This window comes from Nocardiopsis sp. NPDC101807 (assembly GCF_044766605.1).
GTDB lineage: Bacteria > Actinomycetota > Actinomycetes > Streptosporangiales > Streptosporangiaceae > Nocardiopsis > Nocardiopsis tropica.
The window spans coordinates 76,415-99,042 of the sequence record NZ_JBIWMK010000005.1 but is presented as its reverse complement, the minus strand read 5'-3'; the positions used below and the strand labels follow the sequence as shown (position 1 = coordinate 99,042).

Genomic DNA, 22,628 nt, shown 5'->3' with positions numbered 1-22,628 from the left:
AGGTCATCACCGTGAGTCTCGGGTACATGACAGAACCCGACAACCACGGAAACACCCCGCCGTTATTAAATGGTTACCCCCATTCACTCCGCATTCACCCTCCTTCTACCAACCGGCCTCCATTTCGATGTCAGCGCGACTTTCTGCGCGCTTACTGTCGTTTCACGTCAGCCCCGACAGCGGTGATTCAACGAGGAGAACTACGACATGCGCAACGGGCGTTCCAAGCTCGCCGTCCTGGCGGCCATCCCCCTGCTCGCCACGGCGTGCGGTGGCGGCGGCGACGCGGCAGGCGACGGTGCAGACGGTGGTGGCGGCGATCTCAGCGCGCAGCTGACCGGCGCCGGTGCCAGCTTCCCCGACCCCCTGTTCCAGGACTGGATCTACGAGTACTCCAACGGCGTCCAGCCCGGGGTCAGCGTCAACTACCAGAGCGTCGGCTCCGGTGCGGGCGTCGAGCAGTTCCTGGAGCAGACCGTCGACTTCGGCTCCTCCGAGGAGTTCCTGGGCGAGGAGGACCTCGCGGCCGCCGCCGAGGCCCGCGGCTGTGAGGCCGTGCAGTTCCCCGTCGTGTTCGGCGCGGTCGTCATCGCCCTGAGCAACCCCGACCTGGACGGCCTCGTCCTGGACGCGGAGACCCTCGCGGGGATCTACTCCACCGAGATCACCACGTTCGACGACCCGGCGATCGCCGAGCTCAACCCGGACATGGACCTGCCGGGCGACGAGATCATCCCGGTCCACCGCTCCGACAGCTCCGGCACCACCTACGTGTTCTCGCACTACCTGACCACCGAGGTCGAGTCGTGGGCGGACGAGTACGGCGAGGGCAAGGAGCTGGACTGGGCCGACGGCCTGGTCGGCGGCCAGCAGAACGACGGCGTCGCGCAGGGCATCACCCAGAACCCGGGCGGCCTGGGCTACGTGAACCAGTCCTTCGCCCAGGAGGCCGACCTGGCCGTCGCCCACATCGTCAACGAGGACGGCACCCCGATCGAGCCGACCCTGGAGTCGACGATCGCCGCCACCGGCGAGGCCGAGATCCCGGACAACTTCCAGTTCTCGATCGACAACATCGGCGGCGAGGGCTACCCGATCGCCGGATCCAACTGGATCTTCACCTACACCTGCGGCTACGACCAGGCCAACGCCGACGCGATCATCGACTTCTGGACCTGGGCCCTGACCGACCAGGGCGCCCAGGACCTGGCCGGCGAGCTGGGCTACGCCCCGCTCAACGAGGAGCTGACCGAGCGCGTCATCACCGAGCTGGAGAAGACCAACTCCGAGAACGGCGGCGGCGACGCCGGCGCCGAGGAGGAGGCCGACGCCGGCGCTGACGAGAACGCCGACGCCGGCGCCGAAGAGGACGCCGAAGCGACGGAGTAACCCTCCGGCGGGGCCGGGGTACCCGTTACCCCGGCCCCGCCCCTCATCCCCTCCGTCCCGAGGCGCCGGGGCGGGCCGCTCTCCACTCCCACGAAAGCCACAGAGGAGAAGCACATGTCCACCGAGGCCCCCGAGGCCCCGCAGGCCCCCGAGGACCCCCGGCGGGGGACGCTCACGTCCGGCAAGGGGCGCCTGGCAGACCCGATCTTCAAGTGGGTCGTCGCGGCCTGCGGCACCATCGTGCTGGTCATCCTGGCGCTGATGGTCATCCGGACCACGACCGAGGCCTGGCCCGTCTTCGCGAAGGAGGGGTTCTTCGGCTTCCTCATCGGGGAGGAGTGGACGGCCGGCGGCTCCCGCACGGAGATCACCGGCACCTACGGCGCCTGGCCGTTCATCTACGGCACCCTGATCACGTCGGTGATCGCGATCGCCATCGCGCTGCCGCTGTCGATCATGGTCGCCGTCTACCTCACCCACCTGGCGCCGCGCCGCATCGCCAAGCCGCTCTCCTACACGGTCGAGCTGCTCGCCGCGGTGCCCAGCGTCATCTTCGGCCTGTGGGGCCTGCACTGGTTCCTGCCCAACGTCATGCGGCCGTTCTTCGAATGGCTCGAAGGCACGATGGGCTGGTTCTTCCTCTTCGAGGGCCCGGTGCGCGGCGTCGGCTACCTGCCCGCCGGCATCGTCCTCGCCATCATGATCCTGCCGATCATGACCGCCATCATCCGCGAGGTCGTCGCCGTCCAGCCGCTGGAGCAGCAGATGGCGGCCTACGCGCTGGGGTCGACCCGGTGGGAGGTCATCACCAAGGTGGTCCTGCCCGCCAGCTTCTCGGGCATCGTGGCCGCCGCGATGCTGGGCCTGGGCCGCGCCCTGGGCGAGACCATCGCCGTGCTGATGCTGATCGGCGGGTCCCAGGGATGGGGCGCGAGCCTGTTCGGCACCGGCAGCAGCATGGCGTCGCACATCGCCGCGACCTTCGGCGAGTCCTCGCCGGAGACCAGGACCGGGCTGATGGCGATCGGCGTCGCCCTGTTCCTCGTCACGATGATCGTCAACATCCTGGCCCGCGTCATCGTGTGGCGCCTGGGACAGTTCACGGGAGACGCCGCCGTATGAGCACCACGACCACCACCCCTCCGGCCGCACGGCCCGCCCCGCTGAGCCAGCGCCCCCCCGGCTCCGGGTTCCGCAGGTTCAAGAACCGCTCCGCGACGGTGGTCCTGACCGCCGCGATGGTCCTCGCCATGATCCCGCTGGTCCTCATCATCTTCGAGGTCACCCGGCGCGGCATCGGCGTGGTCAACCTGGACTTCTTCACCCAGACCGAGCCCCCGCCCCGCCGCGAGGGCGGCGGCTACGCGGCCGGTTTCGTCGGCACGCTGTACATCATGGCGCTGGCGGTCCTGATGTCGATCCCGTTCGGCATCGCGACGGCGGTGTACATCGTGGAGTACGGCCCGAACAGGCTGACCTCCTCGATCCGCTTCTTCACCGACGTGATGACGGGCATCCCCTCGATCTTCGTCGGCCTCTTCGTGTACGGCCTGCTGGTGATCGGCTGGGGCGGGATGGGCTTCGGCACGTTCGTGGGCGCCGTGGCGATCGCGGTGATGATGCTGCCGATCGTGACGCGCTCGGCGGAGGAGATGCTCCGCCTGGTGCCCAACGAGCTCCGCAACGCCAGCTACGGCCTCGGCGCGCGCAAGTGGCAGACCATCGTGCACACGGTGCTGCCCGCCGCCGCGCCCGGCCTGACCACCGGCTCGATGCTGGCGATCGCCCGCGGCATCGGTGAGACGGCTCCGCTGCTGCTGACGGCCTTCGGTTCGGGCCTGATCGTGACGGCCGTGCAGGGCTCGCCGCAGGGCGCCGTGCCGATGCAGCTGTACCGGGGCGCCGCCCAGCCGTTCGAGGCCGGCGTCGACCGCGCCTGGGGCGCGGCGCTGTGCCTGTTCGTCCTGGTCGTGCTGTTCACCATCGTCGCGCGGTGGATCGGCTCGCGGGCGTCCGTGGGCTCCCGGTAGGCCGGGGGACAGGGATCCAGGGGCCGCGCCGGTGTGCGCGGCCCCTTCCCGTGTCCGGGGCGTCCGGCGCTTCCCCGGAGCGCCGGGCCCCCGGTAGCCTTTCGCCGAACACACCCCGACCCCTGGAGCCACCGATGCCCACCACCGAGTACGCGGCCACGTTCGCCCTCGTCGACACCGACGGCGACGGGCGCATCTCCGCCCAGGAGCTGGCGTCCCTCATGCACAACCTCGGCGACGAGTGCACCGAGGAGCAGGCCGCCGAGGTGGTCCGCTCCATGGACGGCGACGGCGACTCCCGCATCTCCCTGGAGGAGTTCGCCCGCTACATGGCGCGGAACAAGGCCTGAGCCCCCTCGCCGCCGGGGCCGGCGCGGGCCGCGCCGGCCCCGGCGGACCGGTCACGGGGCCTTGGGCCCGCTGACCAGGTAGACCACGTCCGGCACGCTGTGCGAGACCGTCACCTCCATGACCTCGACCTCCGCGAAGTGCCCCCGCAGCAGGACCTCGAAGCTCTCCACCTCGTTGGCGCTCCAGAAGGCCAGGACCCCGCCGGGCGCCATCAGGCGGGCGAGCTGCTCCAGGCCCGCCGCCTCGTAGAGGCGGTTGTTGTTCTCGACCACCGTCCAGTCGGGCCCGTTGTCGGTGTCCAGGCAGATCACGTCGTAGCGCGGGGGCTTCTCCTTCGCCGACGCCGCCGCCAGCCACGCCACGATGTCGGCGTTGTGCACGCGGCACCGCGGGTCCCGGTGGACGTACTCGGCGGCCTCCCCCAGTTCGCCGTCGTGCCAGGCGATCACCTGGGGTTCGAGTTCGACGACGTCCACGAGCGCCACCTTGGGGTTCTCCAGGGCCTCCCTCGCAGAGAAGCCCACGCCCAGCCCCCCGATGAGGACGCGGGCACGGGAGCGACCGTCAGGGAGGGCCGCCAGGCCGGCGCGCACCATCTCCCTCTCGGAGGTGCCGTCGCGGGTGTCCATGAGGAACACCCCGTTGCTGTAGATCTCGTAGTGGGCCCCCACGCGGCGGAGCACGAGGTCGCCCCCGGTCTCGCCGGTCACCCTCGCGAGGGTGACGGCACCGTCTTCCAGTGCGGAGAAGTCCGTGGAGGGGGCGGTGTCCGGGATTCGCTGGTTCATCTCCACATTGTGCCCGTGCCGCCCCCGCCGCCGTACTCCTCCGCACCGGTGAAGGCCCGGGCGCCCGGAAACACGTGTGACGGGAAAGTTCCCCCGGTGTTGAATCCGTGATCCAATCGGTGTCTTTGTGACGCCGGTTACAACGCCTCCCCTGGGCACGATGGTCGCTACCAGACCACCGGATCCTCCCTGGTGGTTGCCAGTCAGAAGAGGAGAATGATCGGATGTCCTCTGTTCCGATCAGTAGGCGGGCGGCGCAGCCGCCCAAGCCGAAATGGACACCCCGGAGCATCGCCCTCTGGATCGCCGTCGCCCTCGTGGGAGCACTCGCGTGGGGTGTCATCGCGATCAACCGGGGCGAGGAGATCTCGGCCGCCTGGCTGATCTTCGCCGCGCTCTCGTCCTACGCGATCGGGTACCGGTTCTACGCGCGGTTCATCCAGTACAAGGTGCTGATGACCGACGACACCCGGGCCACCCCCGCGGAGCGCCTCAACAACGGGGCGGACTTCCACCCGACCGACCGCCGGGTCCTGTTCGGCCACCACTTCGCGGCCATCGCGGGCGCCGGCCCCCTGGTCGGTCCCGTCCTGGCCGCCCAGATGGGCTACCTGCCGGGCACGATCTGGATCATCCTCGGCGTCATCTTCGCCGGCGCCGTGCAGGACATGGTGGTGCTGTTCTTCTCCACCCGGCGCAACGGCCGCTCGCTCGGCCAGATGGCCCGCGAGGAGATCGGCCCGGTCGGCGGCATCGCCGCGCTGGTCGCCGTCATGGCGATCATGGTCATCCTGCTCGCCGTGCTCGCCATGGTCGTGGTCAACGCGCTCGCGGAATCCCCGTGGGGCTCGTTCTCCTTGATCATGACGATCCCGATCGCCCTGTTCATGGGGGTCTACCTCCGCTATCTGCGGCCGGGCAAGGTCATGGAGACCTCCGCCATCGGCGTGGTGCTGCTCCTGCTCTCCATCGTCGGCGGCGGCTGGGTGGCCGAGCACGCGGTGCTGCGCGAGGTCTTCCTGTTCACGCCGAACGAGCTGACCTTCGGCCTGATCGTCTACGGCTTCGTCGCCTCGGTCCTGCCGGTGTGGCTGCTGCTGGCCCCGCGCGACTACCTGTCGACCTTCATGAAGGTCGGCGTGGTCGTGCTGCTCGCGGTGTCGATCCTCGTCGCGATGCCGAAGCTCCAGCTCCCGCAGTTCACCGAGTTCGCGTTCAACGGCCAGGGCCCGGTGTTCGCCGGTTCGCTGTTCCCGTTCGTGTTCATCACCATCGCCTGCGGCGCCCTCTCCGGCTTCCACGCCCTCATCTCGTCGGGGACCACCCCGAAGCTCATCGAGAAGGAGGGCCAGGTCAGGATGATCGGCTACGGCTCGATGCTGACCGAGTCCTTCGTGGCGATCATGGCCCTGATCGCGGCCTGCATCATCGACCCGGGCGTGTACTTCTCGATGAACATGCCCGCGACCGCCCTGGGCGACAGCGTGGAGAGCGCCGCGCAGGTGGTGAGCCAGCTCGGCTTCACCATCGACGCCGCGACGCTCCAGCACACGGCGGACCTGATCGAGGAGGACTCGATCCTCGCGCGCACCGGCGGTGCGCCGACGTTCGCCCTCGGCGCCGCGTACATCTTCTCGGAGGTGTTCGGCGGGGACGCCATGATGGCGTTCTGGTACCACTTCGCGGTCATGTTCGAGGCGCTGTTCATCCTCACCACCGTGGACGCCGGCACCCGGGTGGGCCGCTTCATGCTCCAGGACACCCTGGGCAACGTGTACAAGCCCATGCGCGACCCGAGCTGGAAGCCCGGGGCGTGGTTCTGCAGCGCGGTGATCGTGGCCGCGTGGGGCTACTTCCTGTGGGCGGGCGTCAACGACCCGCTCGGCGGCATCAACCAGCTGTTCCCGCTGTTCGGCATCGCCAACCAGCTGCTGGCGGCGGTCGCCCTGGCGGTGTGCACGACGCTGCTGATCAAGTCGGGCCGCGCCAAGTACGCGTGGGTGACGCTGGTTCCGCTGGCGTGGGACGCGGTGGTCACGCTGACCGCCAGCTACCAGAAGGTGTTCTCGGCCGACCCGAAGATCGGCTTCTTCGCCCAGCGTCAGCAGTTCTCCGACGCCCTCGCCAACGGGGAGACGAGCGTCGGCGCCATCCAGGGGGAGGAGGCGATGCGCCAGGTCGTGGTGAACACGACCGTGGACGGCGTCCTGTCGGCCCTGTTCGCGCTGCTGATCGTCATCATCCTGGTCGACTCGGTCCGGGTGTGGATCAAGGCGCTGCGGGCCCCCGACGGTACGCTGCCCCTCACCGAGGCCCCCTACGAGGAGTCGAAGATCTGGGCGCCGTCGGGCCTCATCCCCACCAGGGAGGAGAAGGAGTTCTCCGAGCGGCTCGCCGCCGTGGGCGCCGAGGGGACGGACGGGGACGCCGGGGGCGGGTCCCCGGAAGCGAAGAAGGAGTAGGGCATGCGGGCACGCTCGGAGTTCGGGGCGAACCTGGCGCGCGGCCTCCGGGAGGCGTGGCAGATCGCCCGGGGCGTCGTGGGCGAGAGGGCCTACGAGATCTACCTGGAGCACCACGCCCGGGAGCACCCGGGCGAGGAGCCGATGACCGAGCGCGTCTTCTGGCGCCACCACACGGACAAGGGCGACACCGACCCCGGTGCGCGCTGCTGCTGAGGCGCCGGTCCCGTGAGGGCCCCGGAACCCCCTGCGGGTTCCGGGGCCCTCGGCGTCGGGAGGAGGGCCCTCACCGGCGCGGCCGGGATCCGGGCGGGCGGGGGCACGGAGGTCCGGCGCCCCGCGGGCGCCGGGGTCAGTCCTTCCAGGAGGGGCCCCAGCCGGAGCTGTCCGAGACGCCCTCGGGGAGCGGGTCCATGTGGACGGCGCCGGGGGGCGCGGCCGCCGCGTGCGCGGGGACGGTCCGGGCGCTCCGGTCCTCGTCCCCCTCCCACGGCGGAACGGACGCCGGGGACCCGCCCGCGACGTCCTCACCGGGCCCCTGGGGGTCACCCCACGACCCGTGCGGGGCGGGGACCGTGCGCTCGTCCGCCGACGCGGCCCCCTCCCACCCGTCGTCCCGCGAGTGCCGCGCGGCGCGGGCCGGGGCAGCCGTCCCCGGGGCCCCGGCACCCGGAGCGCGGTCGGGCCCCCCGTGCTCCGGGAGGGGCGGGGGCGCGAAGTCGTGCTGGTACGCCTGGGGCACGCCCCACGGCTCCGCCGGGCTCGGCGGAGCTCCCGGCCCCGGTGAGGGCGCGGGCGGCGGGGCGGGGAGCAACGGGTGCACCACGCCGCCGGGCGGGTGCGCCCGTTTCCACCACTCCGCCCCCTCCTCCGGGGACAGCTCCTCCTCGACCCGAAGCCAGCCGTCGATGTGCGGGTGGCGGCGGCCGGTCCGCCAGCTGTGCGGGAGCGAGATCGGCTCCAGCACCACGGCGCGCTCGCCGTCCACGACGGGGACCGCGCCCGGGGCCGCCTCGCGGTCGACCCAGGTACCGCCGACGCCGACCAGGTCCCACTGGCCCTCGACGATCGAGGTGCGCGGGTCGTCACGGAGGTCGGTGGCGGAGGCCACCCACTCCGGGAGCGGGCGGCGCCCGGGAACGGCGAGCCCCTGGTCCCCGATCAGCGCGTCCTCCAGCAGGGTGTGCAGCTGGAAGTTGTCCGAGACCCCGTCGAACCGGACCCGGAAGACGCGGGCGGACTGCCGGTGGAGGACCACCATGCGGTCGGCCTCGGCCATGTGCAGCAGTTCGGCGATCTCGCCGTACTCCTCGACGTGCGGACGCAGCTGACCGGCGATGACGATCAGCTCCCCCAGCGTCCGGGGGTCCTCGCGCAGGGCGGCGCGCACGCCGGGGTCGCACAGCATCGTCTTGGCGGCCAGGCCGTAGCGGTGCGACACCCACCAGCCGGTGGTGGCGAGGGGCGCCAGCTGTTCGAGCTCGGGCGTGACGCGCTCCTCCGAGGCCTCGCTGACCTCGCTGGGGTGGGGCGGGGCGTCGTCCCCGGTCTTCTGCCACACGTGCAGGAAGACCCCCGCCAGCTTGCCGTACTCGGCGAGCTGGCGCATGACCTCGACCCCGGCGGGCCCGGCGGGGACACCGCTCTCCACCAGCGCCCCGCAGAGCAGGGCGATGTCGGCGGCGACGCCCGCCGACCACTGGTGGGCGCGCAGGGTCTCGGTCAGCACGGCGAGGCCCTCGACCCGGGCTTCGGCGGGAACCCGGTCGGCCAGTCGGAAGACCGCGCTGACGGCGGCGCGCAGCTGGGAGGGCTGGTTCTCGGCGGCTTCGGCCACGGCGCTGACGGCACCGCGGAAGTCTTCGATCATTCGGGCATCCTGACACAGACCACCGTCAAGCAGACTCGGCGGCCTCCACCGTCGCGCCCGCGCGGCGTCCCGCCGCCGCTCAGGGGGTCCGGCTCACGCACCGGGCCCCGCGACGGCCGTCGCGGGGCCCGTGTCGGACGTGTGCCGCCGGAGGGCTCAGAGCCGGCAGGCGTATATGTCCGTGACCAGGATGGCGCGGGCGCCGAGCGTCCACAGGTCGTCCATGATCTGCTGGGCGGCCTTGCGCGGCACCATCGACCGGACGGCGACCCAGCCCTCCCGGTGCAGCGGGGAGACCGTCGGCCCCTCCATGCCCGGGGTGAGCGCGACCGCGTCCTCCAGGTGCTCGGCGTGCACGTCGTAGTCCATCATCACGTAGTCGCGGGCGACCAGGACGCCCTTCAGGCGGCGGATCAGCGTCTCGATCTTGGGGTCGTCCCCGGCGCCGGTCGGCCGGATGACGACCGCCTCGGACACCAGGATCGGCTCGCCGAAGGTCTCCATGCCGGCCTGGCGCAGGGTGGTCCCGGTGGAGACCACGTCCGCGACGGCGTCCGCCACGCCCAGCTGGACGGAGCTCTCGACCGCGCCGTCCAGGTGGATGACACGGGCGTCGACGCCCTTCTCCGCGAGGTGGGCGCGCAGCAGTTCGTCGAAGGAGGTCGCGATGCGCTTGCCGTTGAGGTCGGCCAGCGTCATGCCCGCGCCGTTGGGGGCGGCGAACCGGAACGTGGAGCCGCCGAAGCCCAGCGCCAGGACCTCGTCCACGGGCGCGCCGGAGTCCAGCAGCATGTCGCGGCCGGTGATCCCGGCCTGGAGGATGCCCTCGCCGACGTAGACGGCGATGTCCTTGGGGCGGAGGAAGAAGAACTCGGTGTCGTTCTCCGGGTCGACCATGACCAGGTCGCGGCTGCTCTTGCGCTGCCGGTACCCGGCCTCGCGGAGCATCTCGACGGCGGGTTCGGAGAGCTGGCCCTTGTTGGGCACGGCGATTCTCAACATGTCGGGCATGTTCATGGCTTTCTGTGGGCTGTGCGTACGGGTGCGGAGACGTCCGGGCCGGTACGCGCCGCGGCGGGCGCGAGGACCGACCTACAGATGCTTGTAGACGTCCTCGAGCCGCAGGCCACGGGCCAGCATCAGAACCTGGAGGTGGTAGAGGAGCTGGGAGATCTCTTCGGCGGCCTGCTCGTCCGATTCGTACTCGGCGGCCATCCAGACCTCTGCGGCCTCCTCGACGACCTTCTTGCCGATGGCATGGACGCCGGCGTCGAGCTGGGCGACGGTCCCGGACCCCTCGGGGCGGGAGCGCGCCTTCTCGGACAGCTCGGCGAACAGCTCTTCGAAGGTCTTCATGGTGTCTTTCCTCGACCGACAGATGCGGTACCAGGGTAGGCGCTCCGGAGGCCCGGCGCCGCACCGGCCCGGGGATGTCTCAGCATGTGGGCGGCGGTTTTCGCCACACCGCACGCCGGCCGCCCCCGCCGCCGCCTCACGAGACGCGCCGGGCGGTGGCGCGTACGAGCGGTTTGGGCAGGAATCGGAGGATGCCGCTCGCGGCCTTGTACTGTCCGCCGGGAACGACGCTGGGGCGGCCCGCCGCCCAGGCGACGAGCGACTCGCGGACGACCTGGTCCTTGGGGACGAACGCGAACGCGGGCAGACCGCTCTTCTGGACGCCCAGGGTCATGTCGGTGCGGACGAAGCCCGGCAGGACGACGGTGACGTGCACGTCGTGCCGGGAGACCTCGGCCGCCACGCTCTCGCTCCACAGGGTGACGAACTTCTTGCCCGCGCCGTAGACGGATCCGCCGGGGTTCGCGGCGATCTCGCCCGCGAGGGAGGACACGTTGATGACGCCGAGCTTGGTCCGGGTGTCGCCGGCCTCGCGGCGGGCGATCTGTACCGGCAGGACCGCGCGGGCCAGGTGGAGGACGGCGCGCACGTTGAGGTCGAGCATGGAGTCGATCTCGTCGGGCTCCTGCTCGGCGAAGGTCCCGCCGTCCCCGCGCCCGGCGTTGTTGACCAGCAGGTCGACGGGGGGCTCGGCCCCGCTGCCGTCGGCCCGGAGCCGGGCGACGACGGGGGCGAGGCCCTCGTCGGTGCCGAGGTCGGCGGCGAGCGGCCGGGCCTCCACGCCGTAGCGGTCGGTGATCTCCGCGGCGAGCGCGTCGAGGAGGTCTCCGCGCCTGGCCACCAGGACGAGGGAGTAGCCGCGTTCGGCCAGCCTGCGGGCGTACTCCTCACCGATGCCGGTGGAGGCTCCCGTCACCAGGGCGGTCCGGGTGCGGGCGGGGGGCTCGGGGGACTTCACCGGTTCGCTCATACCCCCAGGGTAGGGCGTTGCGGCGCGGGGCCCCGGGGCCCGGTCCGGGTCGCGCGCGCACGTGCGGGGCGGGCGGCCGGGGGGTTCCCGGTTCCCCGGTGTGGTTCCGCACACCCCTGCCTGACCTGGCATTCCTCCGGAAGGCGGTCGCGTCGCCTCCCCCTCGGGGCGCCGGAGGCGTTAGCGTTCGGGTATGTCCGAAATCCAGAGCCCTGCCGGACCACTTTCCTCTCTCAGGCTGGAGGAGCGCCTGCGCGACACCAGGCTGTTCTTCAGCCAAGCGCTACGCACGTTCCACGCGACCGGTTCGATCCTTCCCAGCAGTGCCGCGCTGGCGCACTCGATGGCGGAGTACGTCCGCAGCCGCCCCGTCCCCGACAAGCCCGTGCGCATCCTGGAGGCGGGCGCCGGGACCGGTGCGATCAGCCGGGGCATCGCGGCCGCGATGATCCCCGGCGACACCCTGGACCTGGTCGAGGCCAACCCCGAGTTCGCCGCCCATGTCGAGGAGCTGCTGAAGAGCGACCCGGTCATGTCGCCGGTCGCCGACGCCGCGACGGTGCACGCCAAGCTCGTCAACGACATGGGGAAGGACCGCAGGTACGACGTGATCGTGTCGGGCCTGCCCTTCGCCAACTTCACGGCGGACGCGGTCCGGGAGATCCTCGACTACTACTTCGAGGTCCTCGAACCGGGGGGCACCCTCTCCTTCTACGGCTACCTGTACACGAAGGAGGTCAAGGCGGTCATCGCCCGGCGCGAGGACTACCTCCGCCAGGCCCGCACGAGCTGGCTGGTCCAGGACTGGATCGACCGGTACGGCATCCGCTCCGACAAGGTGTTCGCGAACGTCCCGCCCGCGTGGGTGCACCACCTGCGCAAGCCCGGGAAGACCGGCTGACCCCTTCCCGACCGCTCCGTCCACCGGGTCCGCCGCAGCCGCGGCGGGCCCGCTTCCTTGTGCGGGGCCGCCCGCGGCGGAGGCCGCACGGGGGATCCGGTGGCGCGGCGGGGCGGTCACCCGCCCCCGATCCGCCCGACGGCCTCCCGCACGTCGTCCACGAGCCGCCGGTCCCTCAGGGCGTCGCGCCAGCCCGCGTCGGTCCAGCTCGGCAGCGCGCTGCGCCCGGAGTCCCGGAGCGCGCGCAGCAGCGGCAGCGCCTCGGCCGCAGGCGGCCCGATCCGGCCCAGCAGCCGCACCGCCGGAGGGCCGACGCGGGTGGCCGCCCACGTCGTCAGGACACGGTTGCGCGGGGAGAGCAGGCACCGGAGGGCGAAGGGGGTGTCCCCGGTGGTGCTCCACAGGGCGCTCAGGGCGCGCGTCTCCCTCAGGCAGCCCGTTCTCAGGTGGTCCTCCAGGTGGTCGCGCAGGAGGGGGGCGAAGCCGTCCGCCGGAGGGCCGATCCCGTCCAGGAGCGCCTGGACCCGCTCGTCCCGCACGAGCCGCCGGCTCGGGGGCCCGAGAAGGTCGAGGGCGGCTCCCGCGTCGCCCGTGAGCCGGTGGTGGGCGCGCGCCGCCTCCACCCCGCCCGAGGCCGGGACCCGGTCCGCGTGGGCGGCTGCGGCCGGACCGATCCCGGCCAGCACCCGCAGGGCCGCGTCGGCGAGCCCGCGGTCGTCGAGGAGGGCGGCCACGTCGTCGGCCAGCGGCGCCGCGGCCTCCCCCCACCCCGCCAGGGAGCGGAGCACGGCCTCCGTGTCCGCGCCCCCGCTGCGGAGCCGCTCGCGCAGGAGCGGCAGCAGGACGTCCGCGTGCGCCGGGAGCCGGCCGAGGACGTCCTCCAGGCCGGGCCCGGAGGTGTGGTGCGGTCCGCCCCGGCCGAACCCGAAGCGGGGCCGGTCGGCGCGCGCCAGGAGCAGCGCGGCGGCGCGGGCGTCGCCGACGAGCGCGAGGGTGAGCAGCGCCGTGTCGGCACCCTCCCCGTCCGCCTCGGCGAGCGCGGCCAGGCGGTCCGCGCAGGGCCCGGCCGCACCGCCGGCCACGGCCAGGAGCCGGAGGCTCCAGGTGCGGACGCCGGGGTCGGGATCGTCGAGCAGCGCGCCCGCCGGCCCGGCCCACCGCTCCCCGGCCGAGCGGTACTCGGCGACGAGGTCGCGCGCGAGCCGCACGGCGCCGAGGCGCACCGGGGCGCTCGGGTGGTCGATCAGGGCGTCGACGATCCGCTCCCTGCCCGGCCGGTCCCCGGCGAGGGCCTGCGCGACGAGACGGAGCCCGTACCTGACCCGGAGGGCGTCGCCCGTCGGGGCGAGGGCGGCGACCTCCAGCCACAGCTGCCTCCCGGCGGCGGGGCCGCTCCCCTCACCGGCGACGCCCTCCAGGACCAGGGGCAGGGGGTCCTCCGGGACGAGGGCCGGGGACGCGAACGCCACCACCATGCGCTCGTCCAGGTCCCCGCGCTCCCCGCGGTCGAGGAGCCAGGACCTGATGTCCGGCGGGGTCGGCCCGGGGTGGTCGCCCGACAGCCGGACGGCGCGCGTCAGCAGCCGGAGGCGGGTCCGCCGGTCGGCCGGCCCCCCGGCCCCGGTGTCCGCGCCGTCGCGTCCCGGTGGCGCCCCGGGGCCCCCGGCGGGGTCCTGTGCGCCGTCCGCGCCGTGCCCTCCCTCCCCACCGCCCCCGACGGCCTCCCAGCGGTCGCGCAGCGCCCGGAGCAGGCGGGGCGCCGCCCGGGGCTCACGGGCGAGCGCGTCCACGGCGAGCAGGAGCACGGACGGACGGGGGTCGCCGAGGAGGGCTTCGACGCGCGGCCCCTGGTCGGCCCACGCCGCCGGCCACGCGGGGTCCAGGTGCTCCGGCCGGACCCTGTGGGCGAGGTCCGCCAGGTCGGCCACCAGGTTCAGCGCGGCCACGCGTGCCCCGTCCGGACGGTCGCGGTCGGAGGCGATCCGGACGAGGAAGGGCAGCAGCGCGGGGACGGACGAGGTGAGCACGTCGGGTTCGGGGACGGCGACCCACAGCCGCACCGTGGTGTCGACGCGGTCCGCGATCTCCTCGACGGCGTCGACGGCCTCCTGCTCCGAGGGGTCGAACGCCTGGACCAGCAGGTCCGCGATCCCGGTCGCGGCCCCGTCGAGGTCCTCCAACGTGTCCCACGGCACGCCGTGCACGTCGGCGGCCCAGGTGAGGGGGTCGGTCATGGCGGTTTCCTCCGTGGCGGGGGCTGGTCGGGGGAGCGCGCGCCCCGGTCGCGCGGCGTCCCGCACGACAGAGTGACACATTTGTGACCTGCCCCACTTAATCGTCATGCACGCAGACCCTTGGTGCGCGGGTAGTCTCGCGTTGACTTCCCAAGGGGCGGATCTTTGCGACTGGCATGACCAGATTGCCCGCACACAGGCTAAAAGTTCCTGAAATCCGGCTCAAGACCCTTGAAGTTCATTCCGCGCCACAAGCCCCGGATCTACCTTCATCACACCAGTCACGTGTGAACCGGAAGCATGCTCGCGGAGCCCTACATTTCACCCATTTCCCCAGGTCATCGTGGACCGACGGAGGAGGCAGCGTGACGCTCACCCAGGCGGTGGAGACGGCCCAGGAGACGCCTGAGGGCGGCAACGTCCCCGAAGGCATGTCCGTGGACGTCCGGCAACGCGTCTCAGCCCTGGCCAGAACCTCACGCCTCCTGGTCGCCTGCGACTACGACGGCGCCCTGGCCCCGTTCGACCCCTCCGACGGCGCGGGCGCCGCCAGGCGCCGCCCCGTCCCCGAGGCCGTCCGCGCGCTGCGCGACCTCGCCGACCTGCCCGGCACGGTGTGCGCGGTCATCTCCGCCCGCCCCCTGCGCGACCTCGCCGCCCTGTCCCGGCTGCCCGCCGAGATCCGCCTGGTGGGCGCCTACGGCACCGAGTTCGACACCGACCTCACCATCGAGCCCGACAGCCTGGAGACCGGCCCCGGCGCCCCTCCGGCCGACAAGGCCGCCGCCCTCGGCCTGCTCCGCGAGCAGGTCGAGGCCACCGCCACCCTGTACATCGGGGGCGGCGAGGGCGAGGAGCCCGTGTTCATGCAGCTGACCGGCGCCGACGCGGGCGTGCGGGTCGGCGCGGAGCCCACGGTGGCCTCCCACCGGGTGGCCGACACCCCGGCCGCCGCGTCCCTGCTGTCCGCGCTCGCGGCCGAGCGCCGCTCCTGGGTGTTCGGCGAGCGGCCCACGCCCATCGAGCGCATGTCGATGCTGTCCAACCAGGCCTCCGTGGCCCTGGTCGGCCCCGACGCGCGCCTGCTGTGGTTCTGCCACCCCGAGCCCGACTCCAACGCCCTGTTCGCGGAGGTCCTGGGCGGGCGGTCGGCGGGCGTGTTCGCCATCGCGCCCGCCCACGGCGGGCGCCCTCTCGGCCAGCGCTACCTGCCCGGCACCATGACGGTGCGCACCCGCTGGTCGCGGATGGACGTCACCGACTACCTCGCGCACGGCACCCCGCGGGGCCGCACCGACCTGGTCCGGGTGATCAGCGGCGTCACCCCGGCCACCGTGGAGTTCGCTCCCCGCCCCGACTTCGGCAGGGCCCCGGTGAGCATGTCCGTCCAGGAGAACGGCCTCCTCGTGGAGGGCGCCGACTTCCCGATGGCGCTGTACTCCCCCGGCGTCGAGTGGGAGATCGACCAGGACGACGCGGGCGACATCGCCCGGGCCGTCGTGCACCCCCGCTCGGAGAGCCCCGTGGTGCTGGAGCTGCGCTGCGGCACCGACTCGCTCGTGCCGGGCACGCTGCCCGAGTCCGAGATCCAGCGCGCGTCCGGCGAGCACTGGTCCGCGTGGCTCGACGGCCTCAGCCTCCCCGAGACCGCCCGGCAGCTGTCGGCGCGCTCCGCGCTGACGCTGCGCGGCCTGTGCACGCCCACCGGCGGTGTGATGGCCGCAGCGACCACGTCGCTGCCGGAGGAGATCGGCGGCGTCCGCAACTGGGACTACCGGTACTGCTGGCTGCGCGACGGCGCGCTGACCGTGCAGGCGCTGGTGTCCCTGGGCTCGACCGCCGAGGCCGAGGGCTTCCTGGACTGGGTGCACGGGGTCGTGGACTCGCTGCCGAGCCCCGAACTGCTCGCGCCCCTGTACTCGCTGCGCGGCACCTCGCTGGGACCGGAGGAGGTCATCGAGTCGCTGTCCGGCTACGCGGGATCGCGGCCGGTCCGGATCGGCAACCTCGCCGACCGGCAGGTGCAGCTGGACGTGTTCGGCCCCGTCGTGGAGCTCATCACGCGGCTGTCGTCGGTGCGCGGCGCCCTCGCGGACCGGGACTGGAACCTGGTGCGGGCGATGGCCGAGGCGGTGGCCCGGCGCTGGTTCGAGCCCGACCACGGCATCTGGGAGGAGCGGGACGAGCCCCGCCAGCGCGTGTACTCCAAGGTGATGTGCTGGGTGACGCTGGACCGCGCCCTCTCCCTGGCCGGTGCGTACGGCCGCGAGGCGGACCCCTCCTGGCGCGAGCTGCGCGACGAGATCGCGGCCGAGGTGCTGGAGAAGGGCTGGAACGAGGAGGCGGAGGCCTTCACGACCGCCTACGACGGCACCGACCTCGACGCGGCGTCGCTGCACATCGGCCTGTCGGGGCTGATCGACCCGGCCGACGAGCGGTTCCAGGCGACCGTGACGGCGGTGGAGGCGGAGCTGCGCAGCGGCCCGACCGTGTACCGGTACCACCGCGAGGACGGCCTGCCCGGCGGCGAGGGCGGCTTCCACCTGTGCACCACGTGGCTCATCGAGGCCTACCTGCTGACCGGGCGGCGCGCCGAGGCCGAGGAGCTGTTCAAGCACCTCGTGGACGCCGCCGGCCCGACCGGGCTGATCCCGGAGGAGTTCGACCCGGTCACCGAGAGGGCCCTGGGGAACCACCCGCAGGCGTACTCGCACCTGGGCCTGATCCGCTGCGCCCAGCTGCTCGACCGCCTGTAGGCGGACGACGCGCGTACGAGGGGGCCCGACGGCCGACTGTCGGGCCCCCTCGCTATGTTCCGGCCATGGCGGAATTCGTGTCGGCGGCAGGGGCGTGGCCGGGCTCGTGGGCCCGGGACGAGGCCGTCCCGGGGTCGCGCGCGGCCGCGCACGGCGCGCACCCCCTGCCCCCGGCCGTACTCGCGGAGGGCCGCGGCGCGAGGGCCGGACGGCGCGTCCGCGTCCGGGGCGTCGTGGGCGGGCGCCCGGACCCGCGCGGCGCGGCCCCGGTCGGCGCGGCGCCCGGCGCCTGAGGGGCGTCCGCTCCGCCCGCCCCGGGGCGGGGCACGACAGGGGCGCGCCCGCGCCCCCCGGGGAACGCGGCGGAGCGGCGGGGCCTGCCGGCGGGAGCGCCCCCGGCCCCGCGCGCCGCATCCGCGGACGCGCCCGCGGGAACCCCCGGCCCGCGCGCGGGACCGCCGCCCCCACCCCGATCCCACCCCGGCTCCGCGCGCACCCGTCGCGCGGACGGAGAACCTGGAGGACGACGATGTACGCGATTTCCCTGGACGGCGAGGGCTCGGAACTGCGCCCGCTGGAGCCGTGGCGGGCCGAGGAGTTCCTGGAGCACATCGACCGGGGCCGGGAGTTCATCGGCCGGTTCGTCGGGCTGGCGGACGCCGTCACGGACCTGGATTCGAGCCGGAGGTTCCTCCAGGGGTACGCCCACAAGGCCGCCAACGACACCGGGCGCCTCTACGGCATCTGGACCGGCGGCGAGCTGGTCGGCGGGGTGCTCTTCCGGACGTTCGACACGAGATTCGGCGTGGCCGAGGCCGGCTGCTGGCTGGAGCCGTCGGCGGCGGGTCGGGGGCTGGTGACCCGCGCCTGCCGCGTGATCATCGACTGGGCGATCGAGGAGCGCGGCATCCACCGCGTGGAGTGGCACGCCGCCTCCGGGAACGCGGCCAGCATCGCCGTGGCCCGCCGGCTCGGGATGACGAGGGACGGCGTGCTCCGGGAGAGCTACCCGTACAGGGGCGAGCGGCACGACATGGAGGTCTGGTCCGTGCTCGCCCCGGAGTGGCGGGCGGCCGGCCGGACCCCGTGAGCGGCGCCCGGGGCGGCGTACGGCGTGGTCCGGGCCGCGACGGAGCCTCCGCCGGGGGCACGACGCGGCCGGGGGCCGGTCGGTCCCCCGCCGGCGCCGGGGCGGGCGCGGCTCAGACGAGGAGCACGGCGAGCAGGGCCACGGCCAGGAGCACGACGTAGGCCGCCGCGTGGACGCGGTCGGGGATGCGGCCCACGACCCGCCGCGCGAGGGCGATGGTCGGCAGCGACCCGGCCAGGAGCGCGGCGACGGCCACCGCGTCCACGTAGCCGACCTGCCCGGACGCGCCCCCCGCCGCGTCCGCGCCGCCCGCCAGGGCGTACACGGCCGTGCCGACGACGGCGACCGGGAGGCTGAGCGGGTTGGCCATCGCGGTGGCGTAGGCCATGGGCAGCCCCCGGCGGCGCAGGAGCGGGACCGTCAGCACGCTTCCGCCCACGCCCAGACAGCCGGCCGCGGCGCCGATGCCGACCCCGCCGACCGTGGTGGTGACCGGCCCCAAGCCGCGCGGCTCGGCGCCCGGCCCCGTGAGGAAGCCCTTCCGGACCACGCTGTCCGCGATCGTCACGGCGAGGTAGGCGGCGAAGAGGAACCGCTGCACGGTGTCTCCGACGGCGAGGGCCCCGGCCGAGCCGAGGAGCGCCCCGAGGCCCACGTAGAGCGCCAGCGGCCACAGGTACTCGCGTCTGAGTCGGCCCGCCCGGTACTGGGCCACGGTCGCGCCGAGGGAGTTCACGACCATGACCGCGGTCGAGGTGGCGACGGCGACGTGCATGGGGTCTGCGTCCGCCCCGCTCTGCGCCTGGGCGAACGCGTACACGACCGGCACGGTGACGAAGCCGCCGCCGAACCCGAAGAGCACGGTGGTCAGACCGGTCAGGACGCCGAACGCGAGGAGGGGGAGGACGTGGTCGATCACCCGCTCCACGCTAGGGGCGCGAGCGCTGTCCGGCATTCGACGGAACGACGTGTTCCTTCGCGGAACGGACGACGCGGGTAGACTCGCCCGCGTGCGGAACACCCCTGTGGACGAGGTGGACGGGATCGACCGCCCCGTCCTGGCCCTGGGCACCGACTACCCCACCGGCCACGTACTGGAGTTCCACCGGCACCGCCGTGTCCAGTTCCTGTACGGGGCGACGGGGGTGATGCGGGTGGAGACGGCGGACGGCTCCTGGACGGTTCCGCCCCACCGCGCCGTCCTCATCCCCGCGGGGACCGGGCACCGGGTCACCATGACGGGTGTCAGCACCCGGAGCCTGTACGTGGAGCCGGAGGCCGTGCCGTGGTTCCCCAGGACGTGCCAGGTCGTGGACGTCTCGCCGCTGCTCCGCGCGCTGCTCCTGTCGGCGGTGGACATGCCGCCGAGGTACGACCCGCACGGCCGCGACGGTGCCCTGGCGACGCTGCTGCTGCACGAGATCAGGGGGCTCGTGCCGCTTCCGCTGGACCTTCCGCTCCCGGGGCACGCGGGGCTCCGGTCGCTCTGCGAGCGGTTCGCGGCGGCACCGGTGATCCACGAGCCGCCCGCACGCTGGGCGGAACTGCTGCACGTGAGCGAGCGCACCCTGCACCGGATGTTCCTGGCCGGGACGGGGATGGGGTTCGCGCGGTGGCGACAGCGCGCCTGCGTGCTGCACGCCCTGCCGCTCCTGGCGCGGGGCGTGCCGGTCGCCAGGGTCGCCTCCGACCTGGGGTACGCGAGCCCGGCGGCGTTCGCGACGATGTTCTCGCGCGTTCTCGGGGCGCGTCCGCGGGACTTCCGCCCCGCGCCCGGGTGAGCGGAACGCCCCGCACCTCCCGGGCCGGCGCTCGGTGGGCCCCGTCCGGGCGGGGGTTCGAGCCGCCCGGATCCGAAGTCCTGCTGCGGTGCCGGCCTTCGGTACCGGACGGCTCGGGCCCGCCCGTCGGCCCCTGCGGGGACGGTGCTCCCGCAGGGAAGAAACCTGGTCATCCAGGTGCGGAAATGCGGGGGCACGAGGGTTCCGGGGCGTCTGGAGAGGAAACATCCTAGGCGGCCACGTCGGGTGATGACCGTGGCGCTCACGGTCCCCCACGCCTCGGAAGGAAGCCCCCCATGCCCCCTCCGGTCCGCGGCGCACGGCGCCGGCGGTCGCCGCCGCCCCCACGGGCACGCTGCTCTCCCCCGCACCGGCGTCCGCCGCGGTGCCCGGCCGCGACGCGTACACACACGCGGACGCCCCTGGCGTCGGGATCGCCGCCTGCGGCAACCCCGTCGGCCAGGGGCAGACCCTCCGCGCCGCCGCCCCCTGCGGCCGGGCACCGGCCGTGAAGGGCGCGTGGGCCCCGGTGGGACCGGGCGGCCGCGAGGCGTCCCGGGGCAGGCGCACCCGGTTCAGCAGCGGTGTCGGCGCGATCGGCGTGGACGAGCGCCCGACCTGAGAGACAGGGCCGCGCCACCGGACGGGGCAGTCTGGCCGACCACCTGACCAGTGAGGTGCCAGCCGCCCGGAGGACGTCCGGAGTGCGGTCCGGCGGGTCGGCCCCTACTGGGGCGGGGGCCGACCCGCCACCCCGGCCTCACCCGTGCCCGGGCGGGCACGGCTGAGGCCGGGCGGGCACGGCTGAGGCCGGGGCCCGCACGGACGCGCTGCGCGGCACGACGCGCGATCGGCGGGGGCGGTACGGAGGCGGCGCGAGGCCGATGGAACATCACCGGACAAGGCCGCGTATAGGGTGCGGCCATGCATCAATGGCCCCCTCATCACCAGTACCAACACGGCTACCACCAGGGGCCGCCACCCCCGGCCGGGCTCGCCGGGACCCCGGTCTGGTTCGACGCCCGCCCGTTCCAGCAGGTCAAGGAGAACGTGTGGGTCGACGCCGCGGGCGACGCCGTCGTCCTCGACCGCTTCGACACGGCGCCGAACCTCCCCGCGCCCCTGGAGGACGTGGCGGCCCTGCGTGCCCGGACGAGCGCCAACACGGCGCAGGCCGGGATGGGGCTGGTGGACCTCGACGTGATCGGGCTGGACGGGATGGCCGCCATCCGGCAGATGGTCAAGGGCGCCCACCCCCATCAGGAGCGCGGCACGGCCTATCTCGGGACGTACACGATCCCGAGGGCGGGCTCCAGTGTCGTCGTGAAGGTCCAGTGCCTGGAGGGGCAGCCCACGGGCGTGCGGGAGGCGTCCGTGCTGCCGGGGTTCCTTCAGCGGTACAGGGGCGGCGCGGCCTCGCCGGACGAGGCGATGGCGGCCTGGGCCCAGCACCCCTACGCCCACGGGGTCACGGGCGGGCTTCCGCGCAACCACGCCGACGACCCCGCGTGGGACCCCCACTTCCCCGGACACCCGCTCTCGCGGGCCCGGCGACTCCTGGGATCGCTGGCGTACTCGATCAGGATCGACGCGGCCTTCAAGGCCCAGCCCGCGTTCTGGCCCCCGTACTGACGGACGGCCGTCCGGCGCCGGGCACGGGGACGGCCCCGTCGCGCGAAGGCGCGAAGGAACCGCCGGTTGATCACCCAAAGGGACCTTCTGGACACACCGGGTGGTCTACAGTGCTGTGTGCCCCCTGCCGCGGTGACGCGTCCGACGGCCCGCCTCCGCACGCTCCCGGCGTCGCACCTCGTCCACGGGCGGTCCCCCCGCCGTGCCGGACCGGTGCCTGCGGGCGCCCGGCCCGCAGGTCGGCCTGGACGCCCCGTCCGGTCGCCGGGGCCGCGGAACGATCGAGGAGGACGAGGATGCACGTGATCGGGGCGGGTCTCCCGCGCACCGGGACGACGTCGATGAAGGCCGCGCTGGAGCGGCTCGGCCTCGGACCCTGCCACCACATGTTCGAGGTGCTGGCCTCGCCGGAGCTGGCCCGGCGCTGGGCCGGCACCGTGCCGCCCGCGCCCGAGGGCATCGACTGGGAGCACGTGCTGGAGGGGTGGCCGTCCGGGGTGGACTGGCCGCTGTCGTTCTTCTGGCGCGAACTGGCGGAGGCCTACCCCGACGCGAAGTTCGTGCTCACCGTCCGCGACCCGCACCGGTGGTACACGAGCATGCTCACCACCATTTTCGAGCTGACGCGCAAGGCCTGCGCGGAGGACGCCGACGCCCGGGTCCCCCTGGAGTTCCGGCGGATCCGGCCCCTGCTGGACCACATGTGGCAGGCGACCTTCGGCGTCCCCTGCGGTGCGGTGCCCTCGGAGGAGGTCGCCGTCGCCGCCTTCGAGCGGCACGCGGAGCAGGTGAGGGCCGGACTCCCGGCCGACCGGCTCCTGGTGTACCGGGCCGGGGAGGGGTGGGAGCGGTTGTGCGCGTTCCTGGGGACAGAGGTCCCGGACGGGCCCTTCCCCCACCTCAACGACACCGAGGCGATGCTCAGGCAGCACGAGACGTGGTTCGGCGGCGCCACCGCCGTCTGATCGCACGGAGAGGGGCGGGGCGGCGACCCCCGGCGGAAGCCGCCCCGCGTCCG

20 protein-coding genes are annotated in these 22,628 nt (G+C 73.7%); 13 read left to right on the top strand and 7 right to left on the bottom strand.

Annotation, left to right across the window (positions count from 1 at the left end):
- The first annotated feature begins 207 nt into the window (after positions 1–207).
- The 4 genes from pstS to ACIRPH_RS16665 all read left to right on the top strand — a co-directional run bounded on the left by pstS (position 208) and on the right by ACIRPH_RS16665 (position 3,769).
- Positions 208–1,389: a phosphate ABC transporter substrate-binding protein PstS gene (gene pstS / locus ACIRPH_RS16680; RefSeq protein ID WP_402915071.1), complete on the top strand. Its 1,182-nt coding sequence runs from the start codon at positions 208–210 to the stop codon at positions 1,387–1,389.
- Positions 1,390–1,503: 114 nt separating this feature from the next.
- The gene (gene pstC, locus ACIRPH_RS16675; protein ID WP_402915069.1) at positions 1,504–2,511 is read left to right on the top strand and encodes a phosphate ABC transporter permease subunit PstC; all 1,008 of its coding nucleotides are present in this window, start codon (positions 1,504–1,506) and stop codon (positions 2,509–2,511) included.
- The gene (gene pstA / locus ACIRPH_RS16670) at positions 2,508–3,419 is read left to right on the top strand and encodes a phosphate ABC transporter permease PstA (protein WP_402915067.1); all 912 of its coding nucleotides are present in this window, start codon (positions 2,508–2,510) and stop codon (positions 3,417–3,419) included. Before pstC ends, pstA begins: the two co-directional genes overlap by 4 nt.
- Before the next feature lie 134 nt (positions 3,420–3,553).
- Positions 3,554–3,769, top strand: a complete 216-nt coding sequence (locus tag ACIRPH_RS16665; protein WP_402915065.1) for an EF-hand domain-containing protein — start codon at positions 3,554–3,556, stop codon at positions 3,767–3,769.
- A 51-nt stretch (positions 3,770–3,820) separates the two neighbouring features.
- Here ACIRPH_RS16665 and ACIRPH_RS16660 read toward each other — a convergent pair whose 3' ends face one another.
- A complete protein-coding gene (locus ACIRPH_RS16660; RefSeq protein WP_402915063.1) occupies positions 3,821–4,558 on the bottom strand; it encodes a spermidine synthase in 738 nt (245 codons plus the stop codon).
- Positions 4,559–4,782: 224 nt separating this feature from the next.
- On the opposite strand from ACIRPH_RS16660, the gene ACIRPH_RS16655 reads away from it, so the two are divergent.
- Entirely contained in the window at positions 4,783–7,020 is a 2,238-nt protein-coding gene (locus ACIRPH_RS16655) for a carbon starvation CstA family protein (RefSeq protein WP_402915060.1), read from the top strand.
- Positions 7,021–7,023: 3 nt separating this feature from the next.
- A complete protein-coding gene (locus ACIRPH_RS16650) occupies positions 7,024–7,236 on the top strand; it encodes a YbdD/YjiX family protein (protein WP_402915058.1) in 213 nt (70 codons plus the stop codon).
- Positions 7,237–7,372: 136 nt separating this feature from the next.
- On the opposite strand, the gene ACIRPH_RS16645 is transcribed toward ACIRPH_RS16650, so the two are convergent.
- From ACIRPH_RS16645 to ACIRPH_RS16630, 4 genes are all read right to left on the bottom strand, one after another.
- Positions 7,373–8,890, bottom strand: coding sequence for a hypothetical protein (locus ACIRPH_RS16645; protein WP_402915056.1), 1,518 nt, complete (start codon positions 8,888–8,890; stop codon positions 7,373–7,375).
- A gap of 156 nt (positions 8,891–9,046) precedes the next feature.
- The gene (gene hisG / locus ACIRPH_RS16640) at positions 9,047–9,901 is read right to left on the bottom strand and encodes an ATP phosphoribosyltransferase (RefSeq protein ID WP_402915053.1); all 855 of its coding nucleotides are present in this window, start codon (positions 9,899–9,901) and stop codon (positions 9,047–9,049) included.
- Positions 9,902–9,982: 81 nt separating this feature from the next.
- Positions 9,983–10,246, bottom strand: coding sequence for a phosphoribosyl-ATP diphosphatase (locus ACIRPH_RS16635; RefSeq protein WP_014913038.1), 264 nt, complete (start codon positions 10,244–10,246; stop codon positions 9,983–9,985).
- 136 nt (positions 10,247–10,382) lie between these two features.
- Complete coding sequence (locus ACIRPH_RS16630) at positions 10,383–11,216, bottom strand: SDR family NAD(P)-dependent oxidoreductase (protein ID WP_402915050.1); 834 nt, start codon at positions 11,214–11,216, stop codon at positions 10,383–10,385.
- Between the two features lie 193 nt (positions 11,217–11,409).
- Between ACIRPH_RS16630 and ACIRPH_RS16625 the strand changes: the two genes are divergently transcribed.
- On the top strand, positions 11,410–12,117 hold the full coding sequence (locus tag ACIRPH_RS16625) for a class I SAM-dependent methyltransferase (RefSeq protein ID WP_402915047.1): 708 nt from the start codon (positions 11,410–11,412) through the stop codon (positions 12,115–12,117).
- A 116-nt stretch (positions 12,118–12,233) separates the two neighbouring features.
- On the opposite strand, the gene ACIRPH_RS16620 is transcribed toward ACIRPH_RS16625, so the two are convergent.
- Positions 12,234–14,351: a hypothetical protein gene (locus tag ACIRPH_RS16620; RefSeq protein ID WP_402915045.1), complete on the bottom strand. Its 2,118-nt coding sequence runs from the start codon at positions 14,349–14,351 to the stop codon at positions 12,234–12,236.
- 365 nt (positions 14,352–14,716) lie between these two features.
- On the opposite strand from ACIRPH_RS16620, the gene ACIRPH_RS16615 reads away from it, so the two are divergent.
- The 3 genes from ACIRPH_RS16615 to ACIRPH_RS16605 all read left to right on the top strand — a co-directional run bounded on the left by ACIRPH_RS16615 (position 14,717) and on the right by ACIRPH_RS16605 (position 18,197).
- A complete protein-coding gene (locus ACIRPH_RS16615) occupies positions 14,717–17,107 on the top strand; it encodes a trehalase-like domain-containing protein (RefSeq protein ID WP_402915043.1) in 2,391 nt (796 codons plus the stop codon).
- 65 nt (positions 17,108–17,172) lie between these two features.
- Positions 17,173–17,400 carry a hypothetical protein gene (locus ACIRPH_RS16610; RefSeq protein WP_402915040.1) on the top strand — a complete coding sequence of 76 codons (228 nt, stop codon included), beginning with the start codon at positions 17,173–17,175 and terminating at the stop codon, positions 17,398–17,400.
- Between the two features lie 236 nt (positions 17,401–17,636).
- Positions 17,637–18,197 carry a GNAT family N-acetyltransferase gene (locus tag ACIRPH_RS16605; protein ID WP_402915038.1) on the top strand — a complete coding sequence of 187 codons (561 nt, stop codon included), beginning with the start codon at positions 17,637–17,639 and terminating at the stop codon, positions 18,195–18,197.
- Positions 18,198–18,309: 112 nt separating this feature from the next.
- Here the strand turns inward: ACIRPH_RS16605 and ACIRPH_RS16600 are convergent, their stop codons facing one another.
- Positions 18,310–19,116, bottom strand: coding sequence for a sulfite exporter TauE/SafE family protein (locus ACIRPH_RS16600; RefSeq protein WP_402915035.1), 807 nt, complete (start codon positions 19,114–19,116; stop codon positions 18,310–18,312).
- A 91-nt stretch (positions 19,117–19,207) separates the two neighbouring features.
- On the opposite strand from ACIRPH_RS16600, the gene ACIRPH_RS16595 reads away from it, so the two are divergent.
- The 3 genes from ACIRPH_RS16595 (at position 19,208) to ACIRPH_RS16585 (ending at position 22,575) form a co-directional block, all read left to right on the top strand.
- Positions 19,208–19,978: an AraC family transcriptional regulator gene (locus ACIRPH_RS16595; protein WP_402915032.1), complete on the top strand. Its 771-nt coding sequence runs from the start codon at positions 19,208–19,210 to the stop codon at positions 19,976–19,978.
- Positions 19,979–20,902: 924 nt separating this feature from the next.
- On the top strand, positions 20,903–21,610 hold the full coding sequence (locus ACIRPH_RS16590) for a hypothetical protein (RefSeq protein ID WP_402915030.1): 708 nt from the start codon (positions 20,903–20,905) through the stop codon (positions 21,608–21,610).
- A 296-nt stretch (positions 21,611–21,906) separates the two neighbouring features.
- Entirely contained in the window at positions 21,907–22,575 is a 669-nt protein-coding gene (locus tag ACIRPH_RS16585; protein WP_402915028.1) for a sulfotransferase family protein, read from the top strand.
- The last annotated feature ends 53 nt before the right edge of the window (positions 22,576–22,628 follow it).